The following is a 25,341-nucleotide window of genomic DNA, read 5'->3' on the forward strand; positions in this document are numbered from 1 at the left end:
AATTCGTGCCAGGTAGCCTCTATTGATTGGCCGTAGCTCAGCATATACCCACGAGCAGGATAAATAGCAGATGAGTAGATGATCGGTTTCCTCTGGTACCTAGCCAGCCAGTGGCAGTTCAATGCAAAACAGGGTTCCTTGCTCCTCTTCCGTTTCAAACCAAATACGCCCGCCGGCACTTTCGATACCCCGGCGTGCTACTGCTAAACCAATACCAGACCCCTTCTCCTTTGTGGTAAAATTAGGGACGAATACCTTGTCTCGAACCTCCGCCGGAATCCCCGTGCCATTATCCTGAATACAGATTCGAATACGACTAGCATCGCACGTCGCTAGCTTCACCTCAATAACGGGCTGGCGGGTAGAGGGCACGGCTTGCAGGGCATTTATAAGCAAGTTGTTGAAGGTTCTCACCAATAAGTTTTCATCCGCAAATACCACGTAGCGCCCCGTGTCAGCGTCCTCGGGCAGCTCCAAACCAATAGTGGCTTGGCTACTACCTTGGTGGAGGCCTACGCAGCGGCGTATAACGGGCACGACATCCAGCCGCTCGGGCCGCATTGCAGGCAGGTTGGTAAACGTGCTGAATGAGGTAGCAATGTCAGATAGCACGTCAATCTGAGTGATGAGCGTCTGGGAAATTCGACTGATTAGTTCCTCCGCATTCGCACGCCGCTCCTGAATGGCTTTCTGCAGGAACTGCAAGCTCAGCTTCATGGGCGTAAGCGGGTTCTTGATTTCGTGGGCCACTTGCCGCGCCATCTCGCGCCAAGCAGCTTCCTTTTCCTGCGCGGCTAGCTCCTGCTTGCTTTCCTCCAGCTTCAGCAGCATTTGGTTGTACTCACGTACGAGCAGCCCAATTTCATCCTCTGAGTCGTACACCAGCATCTCGTTCTGGCCCGTCAGGGTAGTCTGCTTCAGCTTCTCGGTGATGATTTTTAACGGTTGTGTGAGAATGCGCGAAGCCAGGAAAGCCAACCCTAAGAATAAGATGAACATCACCGTGAAGATGTTCAGGATAGTGGAAATAAGCTCCGTCAGCTTATTATCGAGGTCTTTTTCCGAATCGAAGAAGGGAATACCAACGTACCCCAGCACCTCCCCAGGCCTTCCCGGCTGGATAGCTGCCGCACGCAGGGGCAAGTAGAGGGAATTAAACGAAAGTGTACCGGCCCGTTCCGTGAGCAGCCGACGGGGTTGCCCCTCCTCTGCTAGTGCCGCTACTGCCTGCGGGTTCATGAGGGTACTCAGCAGGCCCGACTCAAAGATGAGAGGCTGACTGCTAACGAGCAACTCACCGTGCGAATCGTATAGATTAAGGTCGGTCTCGGTGAGCGAGGATACGTTTTCGGCAAGATCGACCAGTTCGGCTCGGTCGGCTGAGTCTGCTAGTAGGGAGCTGTTCTTCAGTAGGTTTTCCTGTACTGCCTGCCCCCGTCGTTGATAGTTGCGTAGCAAATCCCGCTTGTAGGAGTTAGTTACCTGACTGGCAGTAGCGATACTCACGATGATGAGCGGCACCAGAATACCTACATTAAGAAAGAGCTGAATCTTCGTACTGAAATTAGTCCGGAGCACCTCCACGTACCGCCCCCGCACCAACAGGTAGCCCCCAATGCCAGCCACCCAGAACACGGTATGCAGTAGAAACAGAAAGGAAAAGTTGGCTAGCCAATCGCCAAACGAGTACATGGCGGTGGTTACAACGACTACTCGACCAGCCGTGCCCTTAACGCCCAAGTGCTGAAAGCCATCCACGGAAAGACCCGTTGTGTACAGTTTGGGAAGCTGTAGTTGGGCTGGGGTAAGCTTATTGATATAGTCAAAGTCGCCTTCGTTGTACACCAATTGCCCGTTTTCGTAGCCTGCGTAACTAAGCTCGGTGCCAAGACCAGGCTGAAAGAATTTCTGGTCAACCAACAGTTCTGGCACTACACTGTTGGCAGTTAGTTTCTTCAGGGAGAGTTCCAGTACAATGTGGCTGGTATCACCATCGGCGGAGGGTACTGGCACGAAGGCCGCGTAGCGTCGGCTCACGAACGATGCGGCGCCGCTCCGAAGCAAGTAGATATTAGGATGCTCGGTAGGTACTGCCTGACGCAACAGATACTGCTGCATCTGCGCCAAATTGCCGGGCATTCCTACGGCCAAATCATTGGTTCCAAATAGCGTTATGGCTACTTCGTACTTATCGAAATACCCTCGCAAGTGGTATTTCGCCACTTTCTGCCGAATCAGGTCTTGGTTTACGAAGGGGCTAGTCAACATCACCCGTAAACCCAAGTCGTGCGACATGTCCAGGGCTCGTTCGGCCAGCAGATATTCCCCCTGCAAGTCATTATCGACCAGCAAATTGCTGGCAATGGTTTGCTTGTTGAGCAGAAGCTGTCTATCAAAGTGCTCATACAGAGCCAGCGCGCCAATACCAGAGCTTAAGCCCAGCATTAGGAAGATAAATAGGTACAGCTGATACGGTAGCACTGCCCCCGCTGACTTTAACCCAGTAAAGCGCAGTACCAGGAAAAACAGCAGCGTAATGCCCAGCAACGTACTATGCACTTCCCCAATGGCTAGACCCACCGGCAAGAACAACACGGTGCAAAGCAGCAGCAGCACCAGTCCCGTACGGCGGGTAGATGGCCGCACAATTCCCACAAATACTTGGGAAAGAATATAGAAGCCCATCAAATACCCCCCCGTATGAAGGGCTATGGCTAGTGCCAGCAGGATCTTGAAGGTACTAATCTGAATATCCTGGGTGATGTCGAGTACCAGCAGGGAATTGTTGAAGCTGCTGGAATAAAAGTCGAATAGAAGTTCTAATAAGCCATAAAACCCCAGTACTGCCACGGCCCCTAATGCTACGCGCTGTCGCCAGTCTTTTACCTGCCACACCCGACGCAGTAGCCCATACCGCCGAAACAGCAGCAAGCCGTAAATAGCCGCTATAATCAACACTATGGCGTTCAGCAGTAAGTCGCCCAGCGAGGGAGAAAGCCAGGAAGCAGCATATAAACGAGGGTCGAAGAGACGCACCTCGATAAAGGAGAAGGGCAACCCCAAGGAAAGCATTCCTGCCCGAAATGCTACCAGAGGTAGCAGCACCGCTACGACACCCTGCCACGTTTGCCCCTGCTGAAAGAAGCGCTGAGCCAGCCGCGACCATCCTAATACATATAGGCCGAACCCGAGCAACAGGAGCCCTAATGGGAGGTAGCGGCCTGTAATAGGGTCATCCTGTAGGCTTTCAATTGAAAACAAGTAGGTACCCTCTTCCGAATAGATACGCGGGCGAGCAGAGGGCGTAGTTTCTACTAGTAGGCGAACATTCAGGTTTTGAAAAAGGGCGTTATTGGTACCCTCCCGCAGGTAGCGGTTGCTAATGCCGTAAGTAATTTCAAGTGGTACGTACGTCAGAATCACGTAGGGCCCCGCTACCCGGCGAAGCACCAAGAACTTACCGAACTTGGTTTCTGCCAGCTTATCGTCAAACTGCTGGGTTGCATGCTCGGGCTCCGGCCGGACGGTGTGTTCTGACCAAAATAGCAAACGCTCGCCCCGGAATACGAAGACCGGATATGTAGTGCTACCCGTCAGCGTTTGAAACCGAATCTTGTTTGCAACGAGCTCCTGCGCCAAGTTATCAGCTTCGTGTTCTCCTAACAGCTCCGCATCAAGTACCGCTGTTTGCAACCGGGCTGTAGCAGTGCGTAGCATTACGAGCGGCGTCTGTGCATAGCGGTTGCTTAGGTAAGCACCCACAAAGCATAGCATGGCCAGCACCAGTAACAGGACAGGAGAAAGGCGTACGAATTTCAACGGATAAGAGAAAGCACAGGACAGACAAGCTGTCAACAAAAATGCCGCCAAAGGGCGGCATTTCCTATTTATCAACCTTTTAGCGCCGATCTACAGCGAAGGTCATGGTATTAGCGGCTGCCCGCAATTTTCTTTCTCTTGCTATTACGATACCAGAAGTACCCCACCGTGCCTATAAGCACATACGGAATCGTCATTAGGTATAGAATCCCTTTGTTGAGGCCCGTAGTATCGTAGCCGTCCTTTTCCTGACGCGAGGCCTCCACCTGTGTTTTACACATAGTGCACTGAGCCTGCACTTGCAGGGGCAAAGCACTAAGCAGCAAGCCTAGTACAAATGCAATCAATCCGGTAGTAGCAGCCTTTTTCATGGTTAAATAACACCGGCATCCCGGCAAAGTTTCCTGCTAGAAGCAGAAAGGTGAATCACGCTCTCAGGTATAATAGGGCGCAATCATGAAGTATACAATAACCCCTGTTACGGACACATATAGCCAGATGGGATACGTCCAACGGGCAATACGACGATGCTTTTGAAACTGCTCGGTAAGGGCGAAGTACAACGTAAACAATACTAACCCTACAGTTATAGCGGCCAGCACAATGTGAGTTAGTAGAATGAAGTAATACACAAACCGGATTGCTCCTTCACCACCAAACTTAGTGCTTTCTACCTGCGAGTGATACGCTACATACGACACCAAAAACAAGGAGCCTAGCAAGAAAGCTATGCCCATCATGGCCCGGTGCTTCGCCACCTCTTTGCGCCGGATGAAGTAATACCCTAACATCAGAAAGACAGCCGTTAGGGAATTTAATGCTGCATTTACGGCTGGCAACGCTTTCACTTGCGCTCCTTCAATGCGGAACACGTTTGGAAAGTAATACAGAATAGCAACTGCTATTGGAATTACTGCGCCTAGCACCGCGGCTAGTACTTTGTACTTTGTAAAATTGCCAGGGTTAGTGGCCGTATTATTCGTGGTCATAGGTGTAGAGCAACACGCCAATTTCGGTGATGAGCCGATTTATTTCCTTTTCGCTGGTTCCGTCATACATCCCTCTCACCTGCCGGTTCTTGTCTACCAGAAAGATCTTCTGGCTTTGAACTAGGCTACTACCTTCCATAGACAAACGAAACTCACGCGCAGCCAATTGATTGAGACCTGCTTGGTTGCCAGTAAGAAAAAACCACTTGCCAGCAATAGCGCCATACTGCTCCGCATAGCGAGCCAGCACTGCTATGGAGTCATGAGTTGGATCTACCGTGAAAGATGCAAGCCGTACTCTAGGTTCCTGCCGGAACTTCTCTTGTACTCGCGAAAGTTGCGCACTAACCTGCGGACAGATACCGGAGCAGGTTGTGGAAAAGAAATTAGCCACATAGAGGCCCTTATCTGCTAACTCCGCTTGAGTTATCTCTCGCCCGGCTTGAGACGGAAATCGGAAGTCACCAATTTGGTGAAAAACAGTATCGCGCTGCCACTTTCCGCTCACCTGCGTGGAGTCCACGTGGTCAGGTAGGAAGGTTGGCAGCGCGTAACGGTTTGTACCGAAGCTTTTCAGAAACAGAAAGGCCAGTACCGGAACTAGCAGAATTAGGCCCAGCAGCAACGTCTGTGCCGGCCGCATTCTTTAGTTAAGAAAGTTGTGGACGGCAGCTCCGATGGCGTTACCCTCAGTAATTAGGGCAACCAGCAGCCAGATCAGCAGCGCCATGGGAATAAGAATGGTCCAGATCAACCCTTTCGTTTCATGCTTTAAGTGCATGAATTCAGCTACGATGAAGAAAGCTTTGAAGATGGTCAGGATAATGAAGATAGCATTACGCATAGTACCCGGATCCATGAAGAACACGAACACGAATTCCAGTGCGGTAATACCAACAAGGACAAAGAACGTTTTCCAGATCCAGCCGGTGTTTGGCTTCGGAATCTCTCCTACGTGTGTATCGGCTGCAGGGGCGTGATGAGCCATATGAGTGTTGTGATGAAATTTGAAGTACAAAAGCCGACTGCTGACAATAAGAGGGGGTGCCCTTATCATCAGCAGTCAGGTGTTTTTAAACTAGGTAGAAGAAGGTGAATACAAACACCCACACCAAGTCTACAAAGTGCCAGTAAAGACCAATTTTCTCCACCATTTCGTAGTGCCCTCGCTTCTCGAAGGTACCGTTGGTGGTAGCAATGAAAGACCACACCAACAAGCAAACGCCGGAAAACACGTGCGTACCGTGGAAACCAGTAATGAAGAAGAACAGGTCGCCAAACAGCACTGGACCGTATTGGTTCATAGCCAAGTTAGCACCGTGGAACACAGTACCATCAGCCATCTTGGTTCCTTCTTCATGGCCACCGATGAAGTGACTCCACTCCCAAGCCTGAGAGCACAAGAAGGTAGCACCAAACAAAATAGTCCACAACAGCCATTTCTGGACGTCCTTCTTATCCATCCGATGTCCTGCTTCCACAGCCAGTACCATAGTAACCGAGCTAAAGATGAGAATCATGGTCATCAGAGCCACAAATCCTAGTGGAACATCTGCGTGGCCCATTCCAGGGAAGGCGTTGAACACCTTGTCAGGAATTGGCCAGTAGTCCGAGGAGAACTTGAAGGCGCCATGGATTTTCTCATCATACGCGGCATAGCGATGACGGATAAGGCCATAAGTGGTTAGGAAGGCGGCGAACGTGAAAGCGTCCGACAGCAGGAAGAACCACATCATTAGCTTGCCGTAGCTCGCTTTGAAGGGCTCGTTTCCGCCGTCCCAGGTGCCGGTGCGCGGCTTATCCAGGGCGGAATCAGGAATCGTCTGCGTCGTGGAAATGGTGGACATAGCGTGCGGGGGTTGACGAAAATCTAGTGGTTCAAAAGTAGGAACAAATACAGGTACAACCAAAGAGCCCCAAGGAAGTGCCAGTAGATAGTGACATTACCTATTGAGAGCATTTGGCGGGAATGCACCTGATACTTAAAGCTTTTACGTAGCACCACCAGCAAAAAGATGAGGCCTGTAATCAAGTGAAAACCGTGTACACCAGTAAGTACATACAGAAATGAGCCAGAAGGGTTAGAGTCTGTACCCCCAAAAAAGATACGACTATCTACCAATTGCCCCCAGAGGAGCCACTGACCAACTAAAAATGCCACCCCGAAGGTCAAGGTCAAGGCCAGAGCCAAGCGAACTTGATTGAGTTCGTCCTTGCGAGCAGCAAACCAAGCCCACTGTACTGTAACTGAACTCAGTACAATAATGAGGGATGTAATTAAGAAGCCAGCTGGCAGGTCAAACTCAAGCCAGTTACCCTCGTTGCGCCGAACGATGTAAGCACTCGTGTAAGCGGCAAAAATCATGAAGATGCTGACGATCATCAACATCAACAAGAAGCGCGTAGGGTGAATGCCCGTAGACGGCTCCTTGGTATTCAAAGTTTCAGCAGTATGCATAGGGCTGAGCGTGAAAGATGCAGGAAAGAAGTATGACTTTATAACATAACGGTATGAGAGTTTGTCTCATCTCGCCCATCATAATTCCTTACTCCCAGAGGTCATTACATTTTATCAAGAACCAAAGCTATCTGCACAATTGGCAAATACAGAAACGAGCCAAACATGATGCTCATAGCAGCCTTCTTGCTGACAGTACGCATCAAGTAGAAGGTTTGCATGAGGAATAGCACACCACAGATAGCAGCTACCATCGGGTATGTTGTGCTAGTCATGCCAAAGTAAAAAGGCAACAGGCTCAGCGGAATCAACACCATGGTATAAGTCATGATTTGAATAGCCGTGCGCAAATCCTTACCGCCAGGAGTAGGGAGCATTTTGAAGCCAGCTTTTTTATAATCGTCGTCCAACACCCAGGCAATGGCCCAGAAGTGAGGAAATTGCCACATAAACTGGATTCCAAATAGAATCCACCCTTCTACGCCTAAGAACCCTGTAGCTGCCACCCACCCAATAAGTGGAGGCATGCCGCCAGGAATAGCACCTACAGCCACGCAGATGGGCGAGATAGTTTTTAGAGGAGTATAGACAAAGCCGTAGAGAATTAGCGAAAGTAGAGAAAGAGCCGCAGCCAATGGATTGAAGAAATACGTCAGCAGTCCTAACCCTACTACCCCTAGCACTGCCGTGAATACCCATGCCTCACGAATACTGACTATGCCAAGCGGAATAGGTCGCTTGGCCGTACGTTTCATCAGCTTATCTAAGTCTTTCTCGAAAATCTGATTGATAGTATTAGCTGAACCTGTTACAGCCAATCCCCCTACCAATACCAATAGGGCCCGGCTAAAGTCCAGCTCGTGGGCTCCGAGAAGGTAACCGATAGCACTTGAAAAGGCTACCGTTAGCGCCAACCGGAATTTAAGTAACTGAAAGAAAGCCCTGGCTTTAGTCATCAACTGTACAAACAAATGGCCGAGCGAAACCCTCCCGGAACGGGGCCGCAAAGTTACGCAACAACCGCCGGAGTACTAGCCTGCTGTTGCAACTTAGTAGCTCGACGGTAAGCAATAAGAGCTAGAAATTGGGAGCCGAATAGCAAGGTTGCTACCGTCAGGTGCACTGGCTGCACTATAGCTGGCAGTGCAAAATACGCGAGAGTAATGCCCGCTACTATTTCAAGTCCAATACAAGCTAACACTGCTGTAGCCAACCGATGTAGGCGTTTTGAGGGCAGCAGATAAAGCCGGTAGGCTATGTACACGTTTAGTAGCAGCAATACAGCTGAAAATGTACGGTGTATTTTGAAAATAGAACCTAGCTGCTCTACCCACTCTGTGCGGTTTAGATAGTTAGCAGCAAATGCAACCATGTCTACTTCCTCCCGGACCTGAGTACCCAAGACAATTTGCATAAACGTAAGCAGCGCGCTTACCCACAACCATCCAACAAGTCCTGGTAGTGCCCGCACACGTTCCACTGTTCTGTACTCACGTTGTGAACGTTCTACGGCATAAATTAGCATTGCTACAATTACTAGTGCTAACCCCATATGGATAGTAACCATGACAGGCAGCAGATTAGTAGATACAACAAGGGAGCCAAGCCAGCCTTGTATTCCTGTCAATAGAAAAGATGCCAAGGCAAGCCAAAAGACCACTCTGTCGCGCTTCCAATAAGGCAATGCAAACACTACTGTAAGAAACACAAAAACGCCAATAAGGGCTCCCACCAACCGGTTAACGTACTCAATCCACGTCTTCACAGGGTTGAAGTCCGTCTCGATATACTGCGTTGGATGGGCAAAAATATCACCTGCTACTTGGTGAAAGCCCATACGCTCAAGCTTGGCAGCAAGCTTCTTATTCTTTTCCACCCTTCGTGCAGTATACACCTCCTTATAGTTAGGAGGCAGTTGGCCTACTTGGGTAGGTGGTATCCATGTACCAAAGCACTTAGGCCAATCAGGACAGCCCATACCTGAGCCTGTGCTCCGGACTATCCCTCCTACCAATATTAGAACATATACCGCCACAACCGTCAGGATGCCCACAAATCGGAAGCGCAGCACAAAGCTGGGAGTTGACATATTTGCCGAATTATTTATGTACTAGCGTTATGCTGGTCTGATTTACCTCAGAACGAGAGAAGGACCCCGGCCCGGCTTTGCCGAGGCCGGGGTCCCTCTTGAAAATAGCAAAACGGGCCGCCGTAAATACAGCGGCCCGTTTCAGAGGATTAACACTACTTATGATTATTCCATCTCACGCTCGTACGGTAAATTAGACGATTGTGTCTGAGAGTACGGTACGTGTTGAGGAATGAAATCATCAGCTGCACCTGGCTTGCTATAATCATAAGGCCAACGGTGAACAGCTGGGATAGCGCCGGGCCAGTTGCCGTGACCCGGAACTACTGGGGTAGTCCACTCCAGCGTAGTAGAACGCCAAGGGTTTTCGCTAGCACGACGGCCACGGAAGATGCTGTAGAAGAAGTTGAAGATGAATACAAATTGGGCGAAGAACGCCAGGATTGCAGCCACCGAAATGAACTTGTTCAGGTTAGCAAACTGGCTAAAAGTATCGAAGCCAGTCCAAGAGTAGTAACGACGTGGGAAGCCAGCAATACCTACATAGTGCATAGGCAGGAATACCAGATATACACCCAAGAAAGTGAGCCAGAAGTGTACATACCCTAGCTTCTCATCCATCATACGACCAAACATTTTCGGGAACCAGTGGTAAACACCAGCCCACAGGCCGAAGAAAGCAGAAGAACCCATTACTAAGTGGAAGTGAGCTACCACGAAGTAAGTATTGTGCATTTGGATGTCAAGAGCAGCGTTACCGAGTACAATACCCGTCAAACCACCAGCAATGAACAGAGACACAAAGCCAATGCTGAATAGCATTGCAGTAGTGAAGCGGATATTACCACGCCACAAAGTAGCTAGCCAGTTGAACGTTTTTACTGCGGAAGGAACTGCAATAATCAACGTCAAGAACATGAACACCGATCCTAAGAAGGGGTTCATACCTGTTACGAACATGTGGTGAGCCCACACAACGAACGACAGTAACGAGATACCTAAAAGTGACCCAATCATTGCACGATAGCCGAAAATAGGCTTACGAGCATTGGTGGCCATAATTTCCGACACCATACCCATCGCAGGCATGATAACGATATACACCTCAGGGTGACCTAGGAACCAGAACAAGTGCTGGAATAGAATTGGCGAACCACCCGTGTTCGGTAGAGCCTGGCCAGCAATGTAGATGTCAGAGAGGAAGAAGGAAGTACCGAAAGAACGGTCAAAGATTAGCAGCAAGGCAGCCGAGAACAACACAGGGAATGAAAGCAGACCTAGTACTGCGGTCAAGAAGAAAGACCAGATAGTAAGCGGCAGTTTACTCATGCTCATTCCCTGGGTACGCAGGTTGATAACAGTAGTGATATAATTAACACCACCTAGCAACTGCGATACAATGAACAGAGCCATTGACACAAGCCACATCGTCATACCCATACCTGAGCCAGGAATTGCTTGCGGCAATGCACTCAGAGGAGGATAGATTGTCCAACCTGCTGCGGCAGGACCTGTCTCCAAGAACAGAGACAAGAACATAACCACGCTCGACAGGAAGAAGAACCAATACGAAAGCATGTTCATAAAGCCCGAAGCCATATCGCGGGCGCCAATCTGTAGAGGAATTAGGAAGTTAGAGAACGTTCCTGAAAGACCAGCAGTCAGCACGAAGAACACCATGATGGTACCATGCATGGTTACCAAGGCCAAGTAGAACTCTGGATTCAGCTTACCTGCCTCAATCCATTTGCCTAAAAATGGGCTAAGCCACTCCAAAGTAGACTCTGGCCAGCCGAGTTGCAGGCGGAACAGGCTAGATAAAGTACCACCTAGGATAGCCCAAAAGATACCTGTAATCAGGAATTGCTTAGCAATAACCTTGTGGTCGGTACTGAAAATGTACTTCTGCAGAAAACTCTGCTCGTGATGCTCGTCGTGGTGCTCGTGCACGTCGTGACCAGGTTCGGTCACTCCGATGCCGCCTTGCACTTGCGCGTGAGTAGGAAGGTTAGCAGCCATGTAAGAAGCGTGCGTTTAGATGAATTAAAGCGAAGCCTTGGCGGCAGGAACTACAGCAGCGGCGGCAGGAGCAGCCTCAGCTTTCGGAGTCAAACCACTCGACTTCTGTTTGAAGCTAGCCAAAACATCAGGGTTTTGTTCCGTGAACGACTTCTGCTGGCTTAGCCAAGCAACGTAGTCTTCTGGTTCCTCTACTACAATGTTCAGTTTCATAGCAAAGTGCCCGCGGCCGCAAATTTGATTGCAAGCAAGCTCATAGTTGAACTTGGGGTTACCAGTTTGAGCACGCATCTCATCAGTAGTTTTGGTAGGAGTAAACCAAAACTTTGTGGGCATACCTGGTACTGCATACATCTGCACACGGAAGTGAGGCATATATACAGCGTGCAGAACGTCACGCGAACGAATCTTTAAAAGCACTGGAATACCTTTCGGAACGTGCAATTCACCTGATGGGAAAGTGATATCATCTAATGAGCTTTTGTCGCTCAAGTCGAGACCGAAGTCGTTTGTCGCATCAATTAGGCGGTAGTTAACTACGCCTAAGTTAGAGTCGCGACCAGGGTAACGAAGAAGCCATCCAAACTGCTTACCCATTACTTCTACAACCACAGCATTCTGAGGCGCAGGACCAGTAATACGTGACCACTCTTTCCAGCCTGCAAATACAAGAGCAGCCATTACCACCGCTGGAATCAGCGTCCAGATAATTTCAATCTTGTTGTTATGAGGGAAGAAGAAAGCCCGACGGCCTTCCTTATGCTGGTATTTGTATGAGTACACGAACAGCAAAATCTGCGTCAGCGTAAATACAATACCCAGGATAATCATGGTTGTCCAGAACATCCGCTCAGTGGCATGACCATGAACAGAGGCAATGGGTGGGTTCATAGCATCGAAGTTATCGACGAAGGACCAAGCGAATGCTGAACCACCCACCACCAAAAAGATGATGAATAAAATAGCATTAACGCGATTACTAACCCCTATCTCACGTGTAGAGCTACCCGAGAAGATTGAGGTGAGGATCTGGAGGCGAAACAGCAGGCCAAACACGACCAGCAGCAACACCAGCACCAGAAGAATACCAAGAGCAGTCATTATCTGTATGTAGAAGTGAAAACTGAGAAGTGAGTAAAGAGAAGCGAGAGATAGAGGATCTACTCTCGCTTCTCTTTACTCAGGTCTAAAATCAGGTCGTGTGATGCACACTTTCATCCAAGAAAGGATGATGAATGGGGATCAACGAAGCCTGTGAGAGGCGCTTAGTTATCAGGAGGAGGAAAGAGCCAAGGAAAACCATAGCAGTACCAATCTCAATGATAAACCCATTCTCAGCCTGCATAGTTGCTGGCATGATCATTAAATAAAAATCGAACCAGTGACCAATCAAGATGGCAATAGAAACGATTTTCAACATGATCATTTGACGCTTTGCATCCCTAGTCATTAGAACAAGAAAGGGGAAAGCAAAGTTGATAAGCAGATTGAAAAAGAAGATCCAAGTGTACTGGTTGTTAAAACCACCCAAACGCTGGTTGTAGTACACAGATTCCTCGGGCAAGTTTGCGTACCAAATCAACATAAACTGGGCGAACCATACGTAAGTCCAAAAAATGCTGAAGCCAAACATGAACTTACCCAAGTCATGCAGATGGCCTGCTTGCACGAAGCGCAGATAACCAGCCTGCTTGAGGAAGATTACGCATAGAGTGGTAGCAGCAATTCCTGATACCCACCAAGAAGCGAATACATACCAACCAAACATCGTCGAAAACCAGTGCGTATCAATTGACATCACCCAGTCCCATGCCGACATTGAGGAGGTTACTGCAAACAGTACTAAGAACAGAGCTGAAGCAGTAATGCTCTTATGAAAGTATTCAGTGCCACCGTTCAGGTCCTCAGCTAGAGATAAGGAACGAAGCTTATTGGTGAATACCACCCATATTACTACATAAGAAATGGTCCGAATCAGGTAGAATGGAACGCTCAAGAAACCTGACTTGCCAGCAATGATAGCATCATAAGTAGCGCTGCCTTTGGTCATAATGCCAGGCAGTGTCCAGTGAAAGATATCGTTGTTGATTAAGCCTAGTCCGAAAATGAGAACCATTAATACACCACCAGGCAGTACCCATGCGCTGAGAGCTTCATTTACGCGCTTGATCAGCACTGACCATCCAGCATAAGCAACATATTGGATAGCCATGAATACTGTGCCCACTACCGAAACGCCGGTAAAGAACACATTGCTGTGCCATAAACTTACAATCAGGCGTTTCAGCCAAGAAGGGCTACCATGATGACCAGTGCCTTCATGGCCTGCTCCATGAGCGGATGCAGCTCCATGAGCAGCTGCCGCTCCTTCATGGTGCTCAGCTCCAATACCAAATGCTGCTACTATCAAACCAATGGCTAACAGTACAACACCAGCAACGATGATGGAGATGAAAGTTTTACGAGCGCGGGGCGAAACCTCTAGGTATTCAGCCGTGGCGCTTTCGTGATGCGTCAGAGTTGCCATATCGAGTTAGTTCGCTGTTCCGTTTCTTGCCTCAGTACCCTGTCCTGGCGTATCAGAAGCTTTGTTAGCCTGAGCTTCTTGTACTGGACTTTGGTTGGTAGCATCAGTTGATTCTGAATTTTGGCCTGATGCTTGACCTTGCGCTTTTAAGAAGTCTTCCATTCCTTCGGCGCCTTTACCTTGCTGTAGCATGCGTACATACATGGCAATTTTCCATCGTTCCTCTGGATTGACCTGAGAACCGTGTGGCATCATGCGGCCTTTACCCCATTGAATGACGTGATATATGTGTCCATCATTCATAGTTTTATAAGCTCCTGCAGAGTAGTTCGGAACACCCTTGAACTTGACACCCACTGGCCCCTGCCCGTCTCCTTGCTCACCATGGCAATGCTGACAGTTACGCAAGTATAGTGCTTGACCTTCCTGCAGATTGTCTTTGGTGTAAGTATAAGGGTTGCGCAAAGATGTCTCCGCAGTTGCGATGTCATCTTTGCCAATGTGAGTGTAGTAGTTGAGCTTACCACGTGGTACAGTACCAATTGCCGGAACCCGCATATTAGTACCCATTGGGTTTACTCGGTTGTTGTTCTCCTGCTTCAGAGGCTCGTACGGAATCGAGGAGTACATCTCGGGGGCGTACTCAACGCCAGGATCATCGGCGCGGTTGCAGGCGGTGGTGAACACCGATGCCAGCAGAACCGCCGACGCTTGCAAACTAACTTTTAGCGAATGCGTCATTAGAACTTAGACATTTCTTTTTCGTTCACCTCCGAAGCGCCGTTGTTGCGCAACAACTGGGTCAGTTTACCCATATCGGTACCTTCTTTTAGCTCAATAGCCATGACAAACTTGTCATCGGTAGAGCGAACATCTAGTACAGGAGTTTTCCATCGTGGGTACAGTTTGCTGATGGTATAGAAGGTAATTACCATGCCGTGGCAGGTAAAGAATACCGTCAACTCAAAAGCAACTGGAATAAAGGCAGGTAAAGCAATGTGAGGCTTACCACCGATGATCATTGGCCAGTCGAAACCTAGCGTGTAGATCTGCAACCATAGAGCGAAGGCCAAACCTGTCATGCCCAAGAAGAAGGCAGCAATCGGAAGGCGAGAACGTTCAATGCCGAGAGCATCATCTATCCCGTGAATTGGGAAAGGCGAGAATACTTCGTAGATCTTCACGCCCGCTTCCCGGACGTTTTCCACAGCGTGCAACAGCACATCTTCGTCGTCGAAGATGCCGAGGGCGAAGCGCTTAGTCATGCTTATTGTAATTTACAGGAGCCGAGGCTGGAACCCCGTGGGTGGAGTGTTGATGAGTAGCGCCGAGATGAGGATCATGACCGGTGTAAGTTGGGCCATTATCTACCGTGTATTTCAAGACCGACTTCACCTCTGCCATGTTGATCACAGGGAAAAACTTGGCAAACAAAAGGAATAGGGTGAAGAACAAGCCCATCGTACCTACATAGATACCGATGTCGATAATTGAAGGAGAGAACATTACCCAGCTCGAAGGCAGGTAGTCGCGGTGTAGCGAAGTAACAATAATTACAAAGCGCTCGAACCACATACCAATGTTCACAATAATCGACAGCACGAACGTCAGCGGAATGCTGTAGCGCACTCGACGAATCCACACCAGTTGTGGAGTAATAACGTTGCAGGTCATCATCGACCAGTAAGCCCACCAATAAGGGCCAGTAGCACGGTTGATGAATGCGTATTGTTCGAATTCAACCTGTGAGTACCATGCAATGAAGAATTCGGTGATGTAAGCAACACCTACTATAGAACCTGTTACCATCATGATCTTATTCATGAGAGCAATGTGTTCAATAGTGATATAATCTTCCAGTTTAAATACTACCCGCGTGATGAGCATGAGGGTAAGTACCATAGCAAAGCCAGAGAAGATAGCACCTGCTACGAAGTAGGGGGGAAAGATGGTAGTATGCCATCCTGGTACTACTGAGGTAGCAAAGTCCATTGATACAATGGTGTGCACCGAGAGTACCAGCGGAGTAGAAACACCGGCCAAGATCAAGGACACGGTTTCATAACGCGACCAATGCTTAGCAGACCCTTTCCAACCCATGCTGAGCAATGAGTAGGCTACCTTAGCAATAGGACCTTTTGCACGGTCGCGGATAGTAGCGAAATCAGGTACTAGACCAGTGTACCAGAATACCAGTGACACTGTGAAATACGTGGAGATGGCAAACACGTCCCACAGTAGAGGTGAGTTAAAGTTTACCCAAAGTGAACCATACGTATTCTGGAGAGGAAACACCCAAAAAGCTAGCCACGGACGGCCCATGTGAAGCACAGGGAACATAGCAGCGCAGATTACGGCAAAGATGGTCATTGCCTCAGCAGCGCGGTTGATAGATGTCCGCCACTTCTGGCGAAACAGCAGAAGAACGGCGGAAATCAGCGTACCTGCGTGACCGATACCTACCCACCATACGAAGTTGGTGATATCCCAGGCCCAGCCAACAGTTTTGTTGAGTCCCCATTCACCGATACCGTACCATAGAGTGCGATATACAGAGTAGAAGAACACACCGAGAAAAAAGAGTGCGACGCTCAGGGCTGCCATCCAGCGGATGTTGGGCGCGGCCTCCACCTGACGGCTGATGTCTTGGGTGACGTCGTGGTACGTTTTCCCCCCGGTTACGAGCGGCTCCCGTACAGGCGATACGTGCTGCATAGTTTTTGACTTAAAGGAGTAAAGGAGGAGGGCAGCAAAGCGGTGGGCGCTGCTGCCCTCCCTGATGGCTCAGTTTCTAGGCGTTACGAACTGCTTCGTCCGTGTTACGAATCTTGGTCAGATACGTGATGTTTGGCTGCACGTTGATAGAGTCGAGTACGTGGAAAGCACGCTCACCATCTTCACGACGCAACAGCTTCGAAATGCGAGACTCGGGGTCACGCATGTCACCGAATACAATTGCTTGCGTTGGGCAAGATTGGGCGCAAGCTGAAACAATCTCTCCGTCCTGGGGACGACGCTTTTGTTTCTTAGCTTCCAATTTACCTAACTGGATACGCTGCACGCAGAACGAGCACTTCTCCATTACACCACGAGCACGAACCGTAACATCGGGGTTCAAAACCATGCGGCCAAGATCAGTGAACATATGGCCGTTTACACTTTCAAACTTCTCGTTAGTGTAATACGAGAACCAGTTGAAGCGACGAACCTTGTACGGGCAGTTGTTTGCGCAATAACGTGTGCCTACGCAACGGTTGTAGGTCATTTGGTTTAGACCCTCCGAACTGTGCGTAGTTGCCAGTACAGGGCAAACCGTTTCGCAAGGAGCGTGGTTGCAATGCTGGCAAAGCATGGGCTGGAAAATAACCTTCGGGTTGTCCGAGGGGTGTTCCATTGCCTCATATGTATCTAGTTTGCCCTTCGTCTCAAAGTCCGTTTTGTGAGCGTCTGAGCTATAGTAACGGTCAATACGCAGCCAGTGCATTTCGCGGCGGTTGATAACCTCCTGCTTACCCACTACTGCTACGTTGTTTTCGGCTTGGCAACCAACCACGCAAGAGCCACAGCCAATGCATGAGTTGAGGTCGATAGCCATACCCCAGTGGTGATTCTTATACTCGTAGTCCTGCCACAACGACACCTTATTAGGCTTCTGTGGTCCTTCAGGAGTAGAAATCGTTTCGTACTCAGTTACTTCCTTGGGGTTTGCTATGTACTGAGCCAACGTAGACTCCTGCACCACCGGCTTGCGGTCCATGATGGTGTGGTGAGTCTGAGTCTGAGCAATAGGCGATTTTTCTTCGGTGTGCTTCAGCGTTACGGTGTTGCTATAGATGATAGCACCGTTGCGCATAGTAGCTAATGGCAGCACGTTTGCACCGCAATCTTGCGCTACTTTACCTGCTTTCGTGCGGCCGTAACCAATGGCAATGCTCACACTATCCGCAGCTTGACCAGGCTGAATTAGAACGGGCAGTTTAATGGATTTACCACCAGCCGTAACCTCTAATACATCACCTTGCTCCCACTTGTTCTTCTCGGCCATGGCACGAGGAACGGCTACATAGTTACCCCAAGTGGCCTTAGATACTGGATCAGGCAATTCTTGCAGCCATGGGTTGTTAGCATGAGTACCATTACCAATACCCACTTTCTCGTAGATGGCCAGTTCTACTCCGGTACCGATTGGGCTAATAGCGCCAAACGCAGCGTTTACATCAGGGGCAGCAACTGCTAGTGGAGCGGGCATTGCCGTACCACGGGCCACACCATCATGCACTGCTTTATCCCAAGCCTTCTGAAAATCTCCGCCTAGTACTCCTTGCCACTGCGTACGCAGGTAGTTGTAGTAGCTTGTTGGATTACCAGCCCAAGTCAGAAGAGAATCTTGAGCTTGGCGAGTTGCAAATAGAGGCGTAATTGCAGGCTGAGCTAAGCTCAGGAAACCGCGCTTCGGCTCGAAGTCATTCCACGACTCTAGGAAGTGATGGTCAGGAACAGCATACGTACACTGAGAACCGGTCTCATCAAGACGGTCATTCAGTGAAATAGTGGTCTTTACCTTTTTCAGGCCGCTCAACACCTGTTCCCCCATTGGATGGTTGAAGACAGGGTTGGCATGATAGAAAATTACCGTACCAACTCGCCCAGCATTCATATCGGCAATCAGAGTACTCATCCGAGCATCATCACCTTGACGAATGAACGAAGGGTTAGCTACGTCAACAGCGGCAGAACCAAGGGCGCGGTTAATAGCTGTCACCAGCGTTTGGACCGCCGGATCGTTGGAGCCTGATACTACTAAGCCACTGCTGCCAGCCTTCCTCAGACGATCAGCAGCTTCTGCTAGGGGTTGGGTTTTACCTTCCTCATAGGTAGAAGTTGCACCACCCCCTACAACAAGGTTGTATAGCTTTAACACAGCCTGACCTTCTTGCGAAGGCTTAATTGCTACCCGCACATCAGCATTGGAACCAGTCAGTGACAAACCAGATTCAAACTGGTAGTGCTTTGACATAGTCTTCTTTTCGCTCGATACTTTACGGTTAGTAATGTACTGTTGCGCATACTCCACTGGTGACAACCACGTACCGAGGAAGTCAGCGCCAAAGCTTACGATAACACTTGCTTTGCTAAAATCGTACGCTGGCAGCACGCCTCCGTTGGCACGCAGTAACCCAGACGCAGAGTTAACGTCATACATTACGTGCTCTGTGTTCGGGAAACGTGCAGCAAACTCTGCAATGACCTTCTTAGTAGAAGGGCTGATGATGGTTGGCGACACAATAGCAATTCTGCCAGTGTTCGAAGCCAGAGCCGTACGGATTTCTTGATCTACTTGGTCTTTGTCCGCTTTAGCGTGTTCCGCTTTTTCACCAGTGCCCTTCTTTATGGCGAAGTGCTGAAGACGGCCACCATCGTACAAGCTCAGCACAGCAGCTTGAGCCCGAGCAGATAGACCACCGCGCGTTACTGGCGACTCAGGGTTGCCCTCGAGCTTAATTGGGCGGCCTTCGCGGGTTTTTACTAGTACGCTGTTATAATCCTCACCAGTGAAGTAAGTGGAAGCGTAATAGTTGGCAATACCTGGATCAACCTCTTCGGGCTTGTTGAGGTAAGGAATAGCCTTCTTAATAGGGGTTTCGCAACTGGCGAGGGTGGCCGCGGCAATACCGAAGCCCATGAGTTTGAGGAAGTCGCGGCGCGGAGCCACTGTGGCATCCGAGGTGCCATGAGAATCTTTCACCGGCAGGAAGTCAGCAAACTCGGTGAGTGCATTCTTCACGAACTCCGGTGAGTTCTCTAGTTCCTCAATTCCCTTCCAGTACTTAGGCGACTCTTGCATTTGTTTTGGGACTTAGGGTCTTGGGACTTGGGGTCTTTTCTTGACCCACTGTAGTCCACAAGTTCAATGCTTGTCTTATGTTAGAGGCTTTAGGCGTAAGCCTACACGTGGCGTAAAGCTACGTGTAGGCTACTAACCAATTAGTAGTGGCACTTCGAGCATTCCGTACCGCCGTTCGACGATACCGTGAAAGGTACTGCGCCGTTTTTGGTGTCGTGCAGTTTCACTAGGTTGTCGTAGTAAGCGTTGCCTTTCGTATTGAGAGGCGTCTCGCGGTGGCAGTTAATGCACCAGCCCATGGTTAGAGGCGAGTACTGGTATACTACCTCCATGTTTTGGATAGGACCGTGGCAGGTCTGGCACTCAAGTCCACCTACTTGGGTGTGCTGGGAGTGGTTGAAGTAAGCCAAGTCGGGCAGGTTGTGAATACGAACCCACTGAATTGGCTGCTTACGCTCAATAGCGCGGTAGATCTTCTTGATTTCAGGCGACTCTGTTTTGATCTGCGAGTGGCAGTTCATGCAGATGTTAGCTGAAGGGATGTTAGCTGACTTGCTCTTGTACACCGACGTGTGGCAGTAGGCGCAGTTGATCTGGTGCTCACCAGCGTGCAGCTTGTGGGAGAAGGCAATCGGCTGAGTAGGCTGATAGCCCTGCGTAAGGCCAACGCCCATAGCACCCTGAATCGACTCATATAGAACAGCTAGCACGAAGACGATACCTACAATGGCACGTACTGCGGTAGAGTTATATATTTTCGACAGATCAAACCGCTGCTCTACTACTTCTACGTCGCGGCCATCAAGGTCTTTGCGGCCACGTAGTACATCTTTCATGATGTTGGCAATGATAACCAGCGTTACCACCAACACAATGAGTACTACTACTAGTACAATAAGAAGTACGTTCATGTACTTCCCGTCTTCTGCACCAGCCGCACCAGTACCAGGAGTTTCTGCTCCGTCAGCTGGCTTAATGTTAGTAGCAGCACCAGGAGCGCCAGCACTTTGGCCTTCTTGCGAGGTAACCCAGGCTACAATAGAAGTAATCTCTTGGTCCGACAGCTGAAAGCTAGGCATCTGCTGCTTCTGGTACTGATTGAAGAGCTTCACCGCGTACTCATCACCGCTGGCAACAAGTTTGCTAGAGTTCTTCACCCATGGAATAATCCATGACATAGGACGACGCTTTGTAATACCTGCCAGAGCAGGTCCTACTACCACGTCGTTCACGGCGTGGCACTGGGCGCAGTTGCCTTTGAAAAGTGCATCGCCAGCGGCAATTGCAGCAGCGTCACCACCGCCAGCGGCGGGTGCTGCCGCCGTGGCGGGAGTTGCGCCGGCCGTAGCGCCAGGCGTCACCCCTTCCTTGCTCACGGCTGGAGCCGCGCCTACATCTTGCGCCGAAGATTGACCTACGGCAGCAAATGTCAGGAACAGAGCGAGAAAGAGGCGGGAAAGGGGACGAAGTCGGATGCTATTCATAGCACAATTTGACTGAAAAAAAGAAACGCGGGGGGTGCTTCAAGGCCACAAATGTAGGTCGGGAAACCCAGAGAACAAACCGCCATTTGGTAAATTTCGGCCTTTGGAGCTTGCTTAGAAGGATTCTAAAAAAGCACGGTTGGGCCTTATAATATAGTTGCTCGCTCAAGAACTACAGTAAGCGATGCTCGGTAACAGCTCCTAACCTACTTCTCCTGATTACCTACCTAAAAGCAACTACCCTATTCGCCTAAAGGTTTCTGCTTTTGACTATCAAGCTATTACTACTTTACACATTATAATTAAATAGTGTAGGGCAGCACGAACGAACTCATCTTTTCCTTATCTTTGCCCCTCATTTGATTTTTCACACACATTTCACCCCGTCGTAATGGAAGTAAGAAATTACGAGACGGTCTTCATTTTGACTCCCGTTCTGAACGAGAGCCAGGTGCAAGAGACGGTCGAGAAGTTCTCGCAGGTGCTTAAGGAAAATAGCGCCGACATCATCAACACTGAAGCTTGGGGCCTAAAAAAGCTGGCTTATCCAATTCAGAAGAAAAACACTGGGTACTACTTCCTCGTGGAGTTTACCGGTTCGGGCAACATCGTAGACACGCTGGAAATTGCTTTCCGTCGTGACGAGCGTGTTATCCGTTTCCTGACCACCGTTCTGGACAAGCATGCCGTAGCTTACGGTGAGCGTCGTCGTAAGGGCGAGATGAATCAGCAGAAAGCAAAACAATCGGAAGCTGTAGCCCAGTAGTAAGAAGATGAGCCTCGCCAACGAAAAAATCCACAAGCAGGATACGCGTAAGAAATATTGCCGCTTCAAGAAGAACGGCATTAAGTACGTAGATTATAAGGACCCGAACTTCCTGTTGAAGTTCGTAAACGAACAGGGCCGCATCCTGCCCCGTCGTATCACCGGCACCAGCCTGAAATTTCAGCGTAAGGTTGCTCAGGCTGTAGCTAAAGCTCGTCACCTGGCGCTGATGCCCTACGTAACTGACTCGCTAAAGTAAACCCTGCTTACTGAGACTGACATGGAAGTAATTCTGAAAGACGACGTAAAGAACCTGGGCTACAAGAACGATATCGTTACTGTGAAGCCTGGCTATGGTCGGAACTACCTGCTCCCGCAGGGCTTGGCTATTTTGGCCGACAAAACCAACAAGAAAATTGTAGCCGAGAACATTCGTCAGGCTGCTCACAAAGCCGACAAGATCAAAGGCGATGCGCAAGCTATTGCTGACAAAATCGGTGACGTGGTCCTGGACATCCCAGCTAAAGTAGGTGAAAGCGGCCGCATCTTCGGCCGTGTAACTACCCTACAGCTTGCTGATGCTCTAAAAGCAAAAGGCATCGACGTAGAGCGCAAGCGCCTGTCATTTGACTCGGAGCCTAGCGCAGTTGGTGAATACACCGCTACGGTAGATCTGCACCGCGAAGTGAAGCACAAAGTTCGTTTCAACGTAGTAGCTGAATAAGCTGCCTTATTGGACAAGAAAAAGCCCGGCTGCTTTGGTAGCCGGGCTTTTTTCTTCGAGATTATTGGTTACCAAGCAATAACTATGCTTTTGTCTCGTCCATAGTGTTGCTTTCCCTGCTCATTGCATAGTACGCCATCGGGTAACTACTACCTGTGATTTTGGCTGAACGCAGGTTGTTGAGTAGGTTGCCTGTCCGTTGGCTTGTTTAGGCCGTATTGAGAGAAATGTTTCGCACTGAACTACCACTTACGCCGCATCCGCAACAGCTGCCCCACTCGGCGCGGATACTGACGATAGGTTCCTGTTTTTCGGATTCTATTGGCCGCCGCTTACTTGATTATAAAGTAGCCGCGCTAGTTAATCCATTCGGCACCGTATTCAATCCTGTGTCAGCTTGTCGGCTCCTGCGTGCCGCTGCTGGCGAGGATATGGATTGGCAGCAGCACGTAGTAGAGGCCCGAGGTAGGTGGCAGAGCTACGACCTGCACGCTGATATAGGTGCTGATACTCCGGTAGATCTTTTACAGCGCATCCAGGGCATTGTTCGAGAGACGGGAGTTTTCCTAGCTACTGCTGACGCCGTTGTACTGACGTTGGGCACTAGCTTCGCTTATCGGCTGCGGGAAACCCAGGAAATTATCAGCAACTGCCATAAGGTTCCGGCCGAGAAGTTCGAGAAGGAGCTACTGACGGCTGATGAGATTATTGCCGCAGTGGCTGAAACGCACGCCTACCTGCGGCGGATTAATCCGCGCTTGCGGTTTATCCTGACCGTAAGTCCGGTTCGACACCTGAAGGAAACCTTAGCCTTAAGCTCAGTTAGCAAGTCGATGTTACGCGTAGCGTGCCATTACCTAAGCGAGCTACTCCCGGATGTAGCCTACTTTCCGGCCTACGAGTTGCTGTTGGATGACTTGCGCGACTACCGCTTCTACGCTGCCGACATGCTTCATCCTTCGGAAGTGGCGGAGCAATATATATGGGAGCGTTTCACTCGTACGTATTTTGACGGCGCCTTCGGTCGTTTCAAAAAAGAATGGGAAGGGATACGCCAAGCGCTAGGCCACCGGCCTTTGCATGCAGCAGCTCCAGAGCATCGTCAGTTCTTGGAAAACACCCTAGCTCGTCTACAGCGGATTAGTTCTCAAGCCGATGTCAGGATGGAGCTTCTCCACATAGAGCGCGAGTTAGCGGCTTTACCAGTACCTCCTCTCCCACCCGCACCAGAAGCTGAGGAAGAGGACGACGAAGAGCGTATCGATATTGGAGAAGGCTCCGAGATAATGGAATCTTCGTCGGAGGCGACGCTAGTGCGTCTGGGAGCTGGTATGTTAGTTGAAGCAGAAGAATCTGCTGAGGAAACTGCCACTACCGAAGTAAACCCAGACGACGCCTACGAAACTGCCTACACGGCCTCTATACTAGATGGTGAGGACGAAGAGGAAGAAATAGAAGCCGAAGAAACTATTGCGGGCGTTACCATTGAAGTAGGAGAATCACCGGTGCGCAAGAAAAAACGCCGGTCGCGCGGAGGTGCCAAACGTACCAAGAAGAAACATGCTCGCTTAGCTGCCGAGGCGGCGGCTTTGGCTGGTGAAGTTGCTACCGACGTAAGCCCCATTGCGGAGGCTCCTACTCCCAGCGTGGAAGAAGCAACTCCTGAAGCTGACAGCATCAATTACATCACAGAAGCGGAACTGTTCAATAACAGTCAAGCAATGCCTCTAGAAAATGTGGTGATGCCTGAACAGGCTGCCGCAACCTCAGACGAGCCGGGTGACACACCGCCACAAGAAGAGGAAGCGGAGCCAGCACCTTCCCCGTATGAGCGTAGTAATCGGCGCCAGCGGCCACCTCGCCGCCAAGACCGTGCAGGACGTAAAACGAGCCGGCCGGTACTGTATGCGTCGGGTGAAGAGACAGAAACAGGCTCTACCGATGCTGCTGCGGATAGCAATTCTCTAGCCGATGTGGTAGCTGAGGTAGTACCCGTAGCACCACTGGCCGAAGCTGCTATGCCCGTTGTTGAGGCAGATCAACCGGTAACTCTTGATAACAAGGCGCTTCGTCCACCGCGCAATCGAGGAAAAGCACGCGCTTCTCGATTGGCCCAAGCGGCTGAAACGGCTGCTGGCGAGGTAGGTACGAATCCGGAAACCACGCCTTCTGCTACGCCAGAGCAAGCCTTAACTGAGCCCGTAGCAGAACAACCTTCTGCTTCATCCACGCCGCGCCGTTCACCCCAACGCTCGTCGCGCCGCTCGCAAGCGCCACAGGTTGCAGCTGGGACGACGACCGAAGCACCAACTCCTACGGACAATTCCGCCGCGGATACTCCTTTGCCACCAAAGCGAACCACTCGGCGCACGAAGGCACCGGCTGTAACGCCTGAGGAGCCTGCTACTCCAGCAAAAGAACTAGTAGCTGAGCCGAAAAAAAGGCCTTCTCGAAGCCGTAAGGCTGCTCCTTTACCCCCCGTAGAAGTTATTGCGCCTTCACCGGTAGCAGAAACGCCTGCTGAACCTGAGCCAACGGATGCCACACCAGCACCTAAGCGCCGGCCACGACCACCCCGTCGTAAGCCCGCCTCCGATAATCAGCCTGAATAAATGAAATAC

Annotated in this window: 21 protein-coding genes; 4 read left to right on the forward strand and 17 right to left on the reverse strand. The window is 50.0% G+C overall.

Annotation, left to right across the window (positions count from 1 at the left end; genetic code table 11):
- Positions 1-99: 99 nt before the first annotated feature.
- The 17 genes from CHB83_RS04625 to CHB83_RS04705 form a co-directional block, all read right to left on the reverse strand.
- Entirely contained in the window at positions 100-3,819 is a 3,720-nt protein-coding gene (locus CHB83_RS04625) for a sensor histidine kinase (RefSeq protein ID WP_143436993.1), read from the reverse strand.
- Positions 3,820-3,929: 110 nt separating this feature from the next.
- Positions 3,930-4,190: a hypothetical protein gene (locus CHB83_RS04630; protein WP_045687806.1), complete on the reverse strand. Its 261-nt coding sequence runs from the start codon at positions 4,188-4,190 to the stop codon at positions 3,930-3,932.
- 63 nt (positions 4,191-4,253) lie between these two features.
- Positions 4,254-4,808, reverse strand: a complete 555-nt coding sequence (locus CHB83_RS04635) for a DUF420 domain-containing protein (RefSeq protein WP_045687807.1) — start codon at positions 4,806-4,808, stop codon at positions 4,254-4,256.
- On the reverse strand, positions 4,795-5,451 hold the full coding sequence (locus CHB83_RS04640) for an SCO family protein (protein ID WP_089331840.1): 657 nt from the start codon (positions 5,449-5,451) through the stop codon (positions 4,795-4,797). Before CHB83_RS04640 ends, CHB83_RS04635 begins: the two co-directional genes overlap by 14 nt.
- A 3-nt stretch (positions 5,452-5,454) precedes the next feature.
- Positions 5,455-5,796 carry a cytochrome C oxidase subunit IV family protein gene (locus tag CHB83_RS04645; RefSeq protein ID WP_045687809.1) on the reverse strand — a complete coding sequence of 114 codons (342 nt, stop codon included), beginning with the start codon at positions 5,794-5,796 and terminating at the stop codon, positions 5,455-5,457.
- Between the two features lie 85 nt (positions 5,797-5,881).
- A complete protein-coding gene (locus CHB83_RS04650) occupies positions 5,882-6,655 on the reverse strand; it encodes a cytochrome c oxidase subunit 3 (protein WP_055562400.1) in 774 nt (257 codons plus the stop codon).
- A gap of 23 nt (positions 6,656-6,678) precedes the next feature.
- Complete coding sequence (locus CHB83_RS04655) at positions 6,679-7,266, reverse strand: cytochrome c oxidase subunit 3 (protein ID WP_089331841.1); 588 nt, start codon at positions 7,264-7,266, stop codon at positions 6,679-6,681.
- A gap of 104 nt (positions 7,267-7,370) precedes the next feature.
- Entirely contained in the window at positions 7,371-8,222 is an 852-nt protein-coding gene (gene cyoE / locus CHB83_RS04660; RefSeq protein ID WP_089332130.1) for a heme o synthase, read from the reverse strand.
- 53 nt (positions 8,223-8,275) lie between these two features.
- A complete protein-coding gene (locus CHB83_RS04665; protein ID WP_089331842.1) occupies positions 8,276-9,355 on the reverse strand; it encodes a COX15/CtaA family protein in 1,080 nt (359 codons plus the stop codon).
- Positions 9,356-9,520: 165 nt separating this feature from the next.
- Positions 9,521-11,374 carry a cytochrome c oxidase subunit I gene (locus CHB83_RS04670; protein WP_245855282.1) on the reverse strand — a complete coding sequence of 618 codons (1,854 nt, stop codon included), beginning with the start codon at positions 11,372-11,374 and terminating at the stop codon, positions 9,521-9,523.
- A 24-nt stretch (positions 11,375-11,398) separates the two neighbouring features.
- Positions 11,399-12,475: a cytochrome c oxidase subunit II gene (locus tag CHB83_RS04675; protein WP_089331843.1), complete on the reverse strand. Its 1,077-nt coding sequence runs from the start codon at positions 12,473-12,475 to the stop codon at positions 11,399-11,401.
- A gap of 91 nt (positions 12,476-12,566) precedes the next feature.
- Positions 12,567-13,901 carry a hypothetical protein gene (locus CHB83_RS04680; RefSeq protein WP_045687816.1) on the reverse strand — a complete coding sequence of 445 codons (1,335 nt, stop codon included), beginning with the start codon at positions 13,899-13,901 and terminating at the stop codon, positions 12,567-12,569.
- A 6-nt stretch (positions 13,902-13,907) separates the two neighbouring features.
- Entirely contained in the window at positions 13,908-14,642 is a 735-nt protein-coding gene (locus CHB83_RS04685) for a c-type cytochrome (RefSeq protein WP_045687817.1), read from the reverse strand.
- Positions 14,642-15,166, reverse strand: a complete 525-nt coding sequence (locus CHB83_RS04690; protein ID WP_045687818.1) for a DUF3341 domain-containing protein — start codon at positions 15,164-15,166, stop codon at positions 14,642-14,644. Before CHB83_RS04690 ends, CHB83_RS04685 begins: the two co-directional genes overlap by 1 nt.
- A complete protein-coding gene (gene nrfD / locus CHB83_RS04695) occupies positions 15,159-16,616 on the reverse strand; it encodes an NrfD/PsrC family molybdoenzyme membrane anchor subunit (RefSeq protein ID WP_045687819.1) in 1,458 nt (485 codons plus the stop codon). The genes CHB83_RS04690 and nrfD overlap by 8 nt, the downstream gene beginning before the upstream one ends.
- Positions 16,617-16,692: 76 nt before the next feature.
- Complete coding sequence (locus CHB83_RS04700) at positions 16,693-19,746, reverse strand: TAT-variant-translocated molybdopterin oxidoreductase (RefSeq protein ID WP_089331844.1); 3,054 nt, start codon at positions 19,744-19,746, stop codon at positions 16,693-16,695.
- A gap of 140 nt (positions 19,747-19,886) precedes the next feature.
- Positions 19,887-21,230, reverse strand: coding sequence for a cytochrome c3 family protein (locus CHB83_RS04705; protein WP_089331845.1), 1,344 nt, complete (start codon positions 21,228-21,230; stop codon positions 19,887-19,889).
- Positions 21,231-21,621: 391 nt separating this feature from the next.
- On the opposite strand from CHB83_RS04705, the gene rpsF reads away from it, so the two are divergent.
- The 4 genes from rpsF (at position 21,622) to CHB83_RS04725 (ending at position 25,332) form a co-directional block, all read left to right on the forward strand.
- Positions 21,622-21,996, forward strand: coding sequence for a 30S ribosomal protein S6 (rpsF, locus tag CHB83_RS04710; RefSeq protein ID WP_045687821.1), 375 nt, complete (start codon positions 21,622-21,624; stop codon positions 21,994-21,996).
- Positions 21,997-22,003: 7 nt separating this feature from the next.
- Positions 22,004-22,255 (forward strand): 30S ribosomal protein S18, encoded by a 252-nt coding sequence (gene rpsR, locus CHB83_RS04715; protein WP_045687822.1) that lies wholly within the window; start codon positions 22,004-22,006, stop codon positions 22,253-22,255.
- A 21-nt stretch (positions 22,256-22,276) separates the two neighbouring features.
- Positions 22,277-22,720 carry a 50S ribosomal protein L9 gene (gene rplI, locus CHB83_RS04720; RefSeq protein ID WP_045687823.1) on the forward strand — a complete coding sequence of 148 codons (444 nt, stop codon included), beginning with the start codon at positions 22,277-22,279 and terminating at the stop codon, positions 22,718-22,720.
- A 227-nt stretch (positions 22,721-22,947) separates the two neighbouring features.
- The gene (locus CHB83_RS04725) at positions 22,948-25,332 is read left to right on the forward strand and encodes a GSCFA domain-containing protein (RefSeq protein ID WP_089331846.1); all 2,385 of its coding nucleotides are present in this window, start codon (positions 22,948-22,950) and stop codon (positions 25,330-25,332) included.
- Positions 25,333-25,341: the final 9 nt, after the last annotated feature.

The sequence above is a fragment of the Hymenobacter mucosus genome (assembly GCF_900188255.1).
Taxonomy (GTDB): Bacteria; Bacteroidota; Bacteroidia; order Cytophagales; family Hymenobacteraceae; genus Hymenobacter; species Hymenobacter mucosus.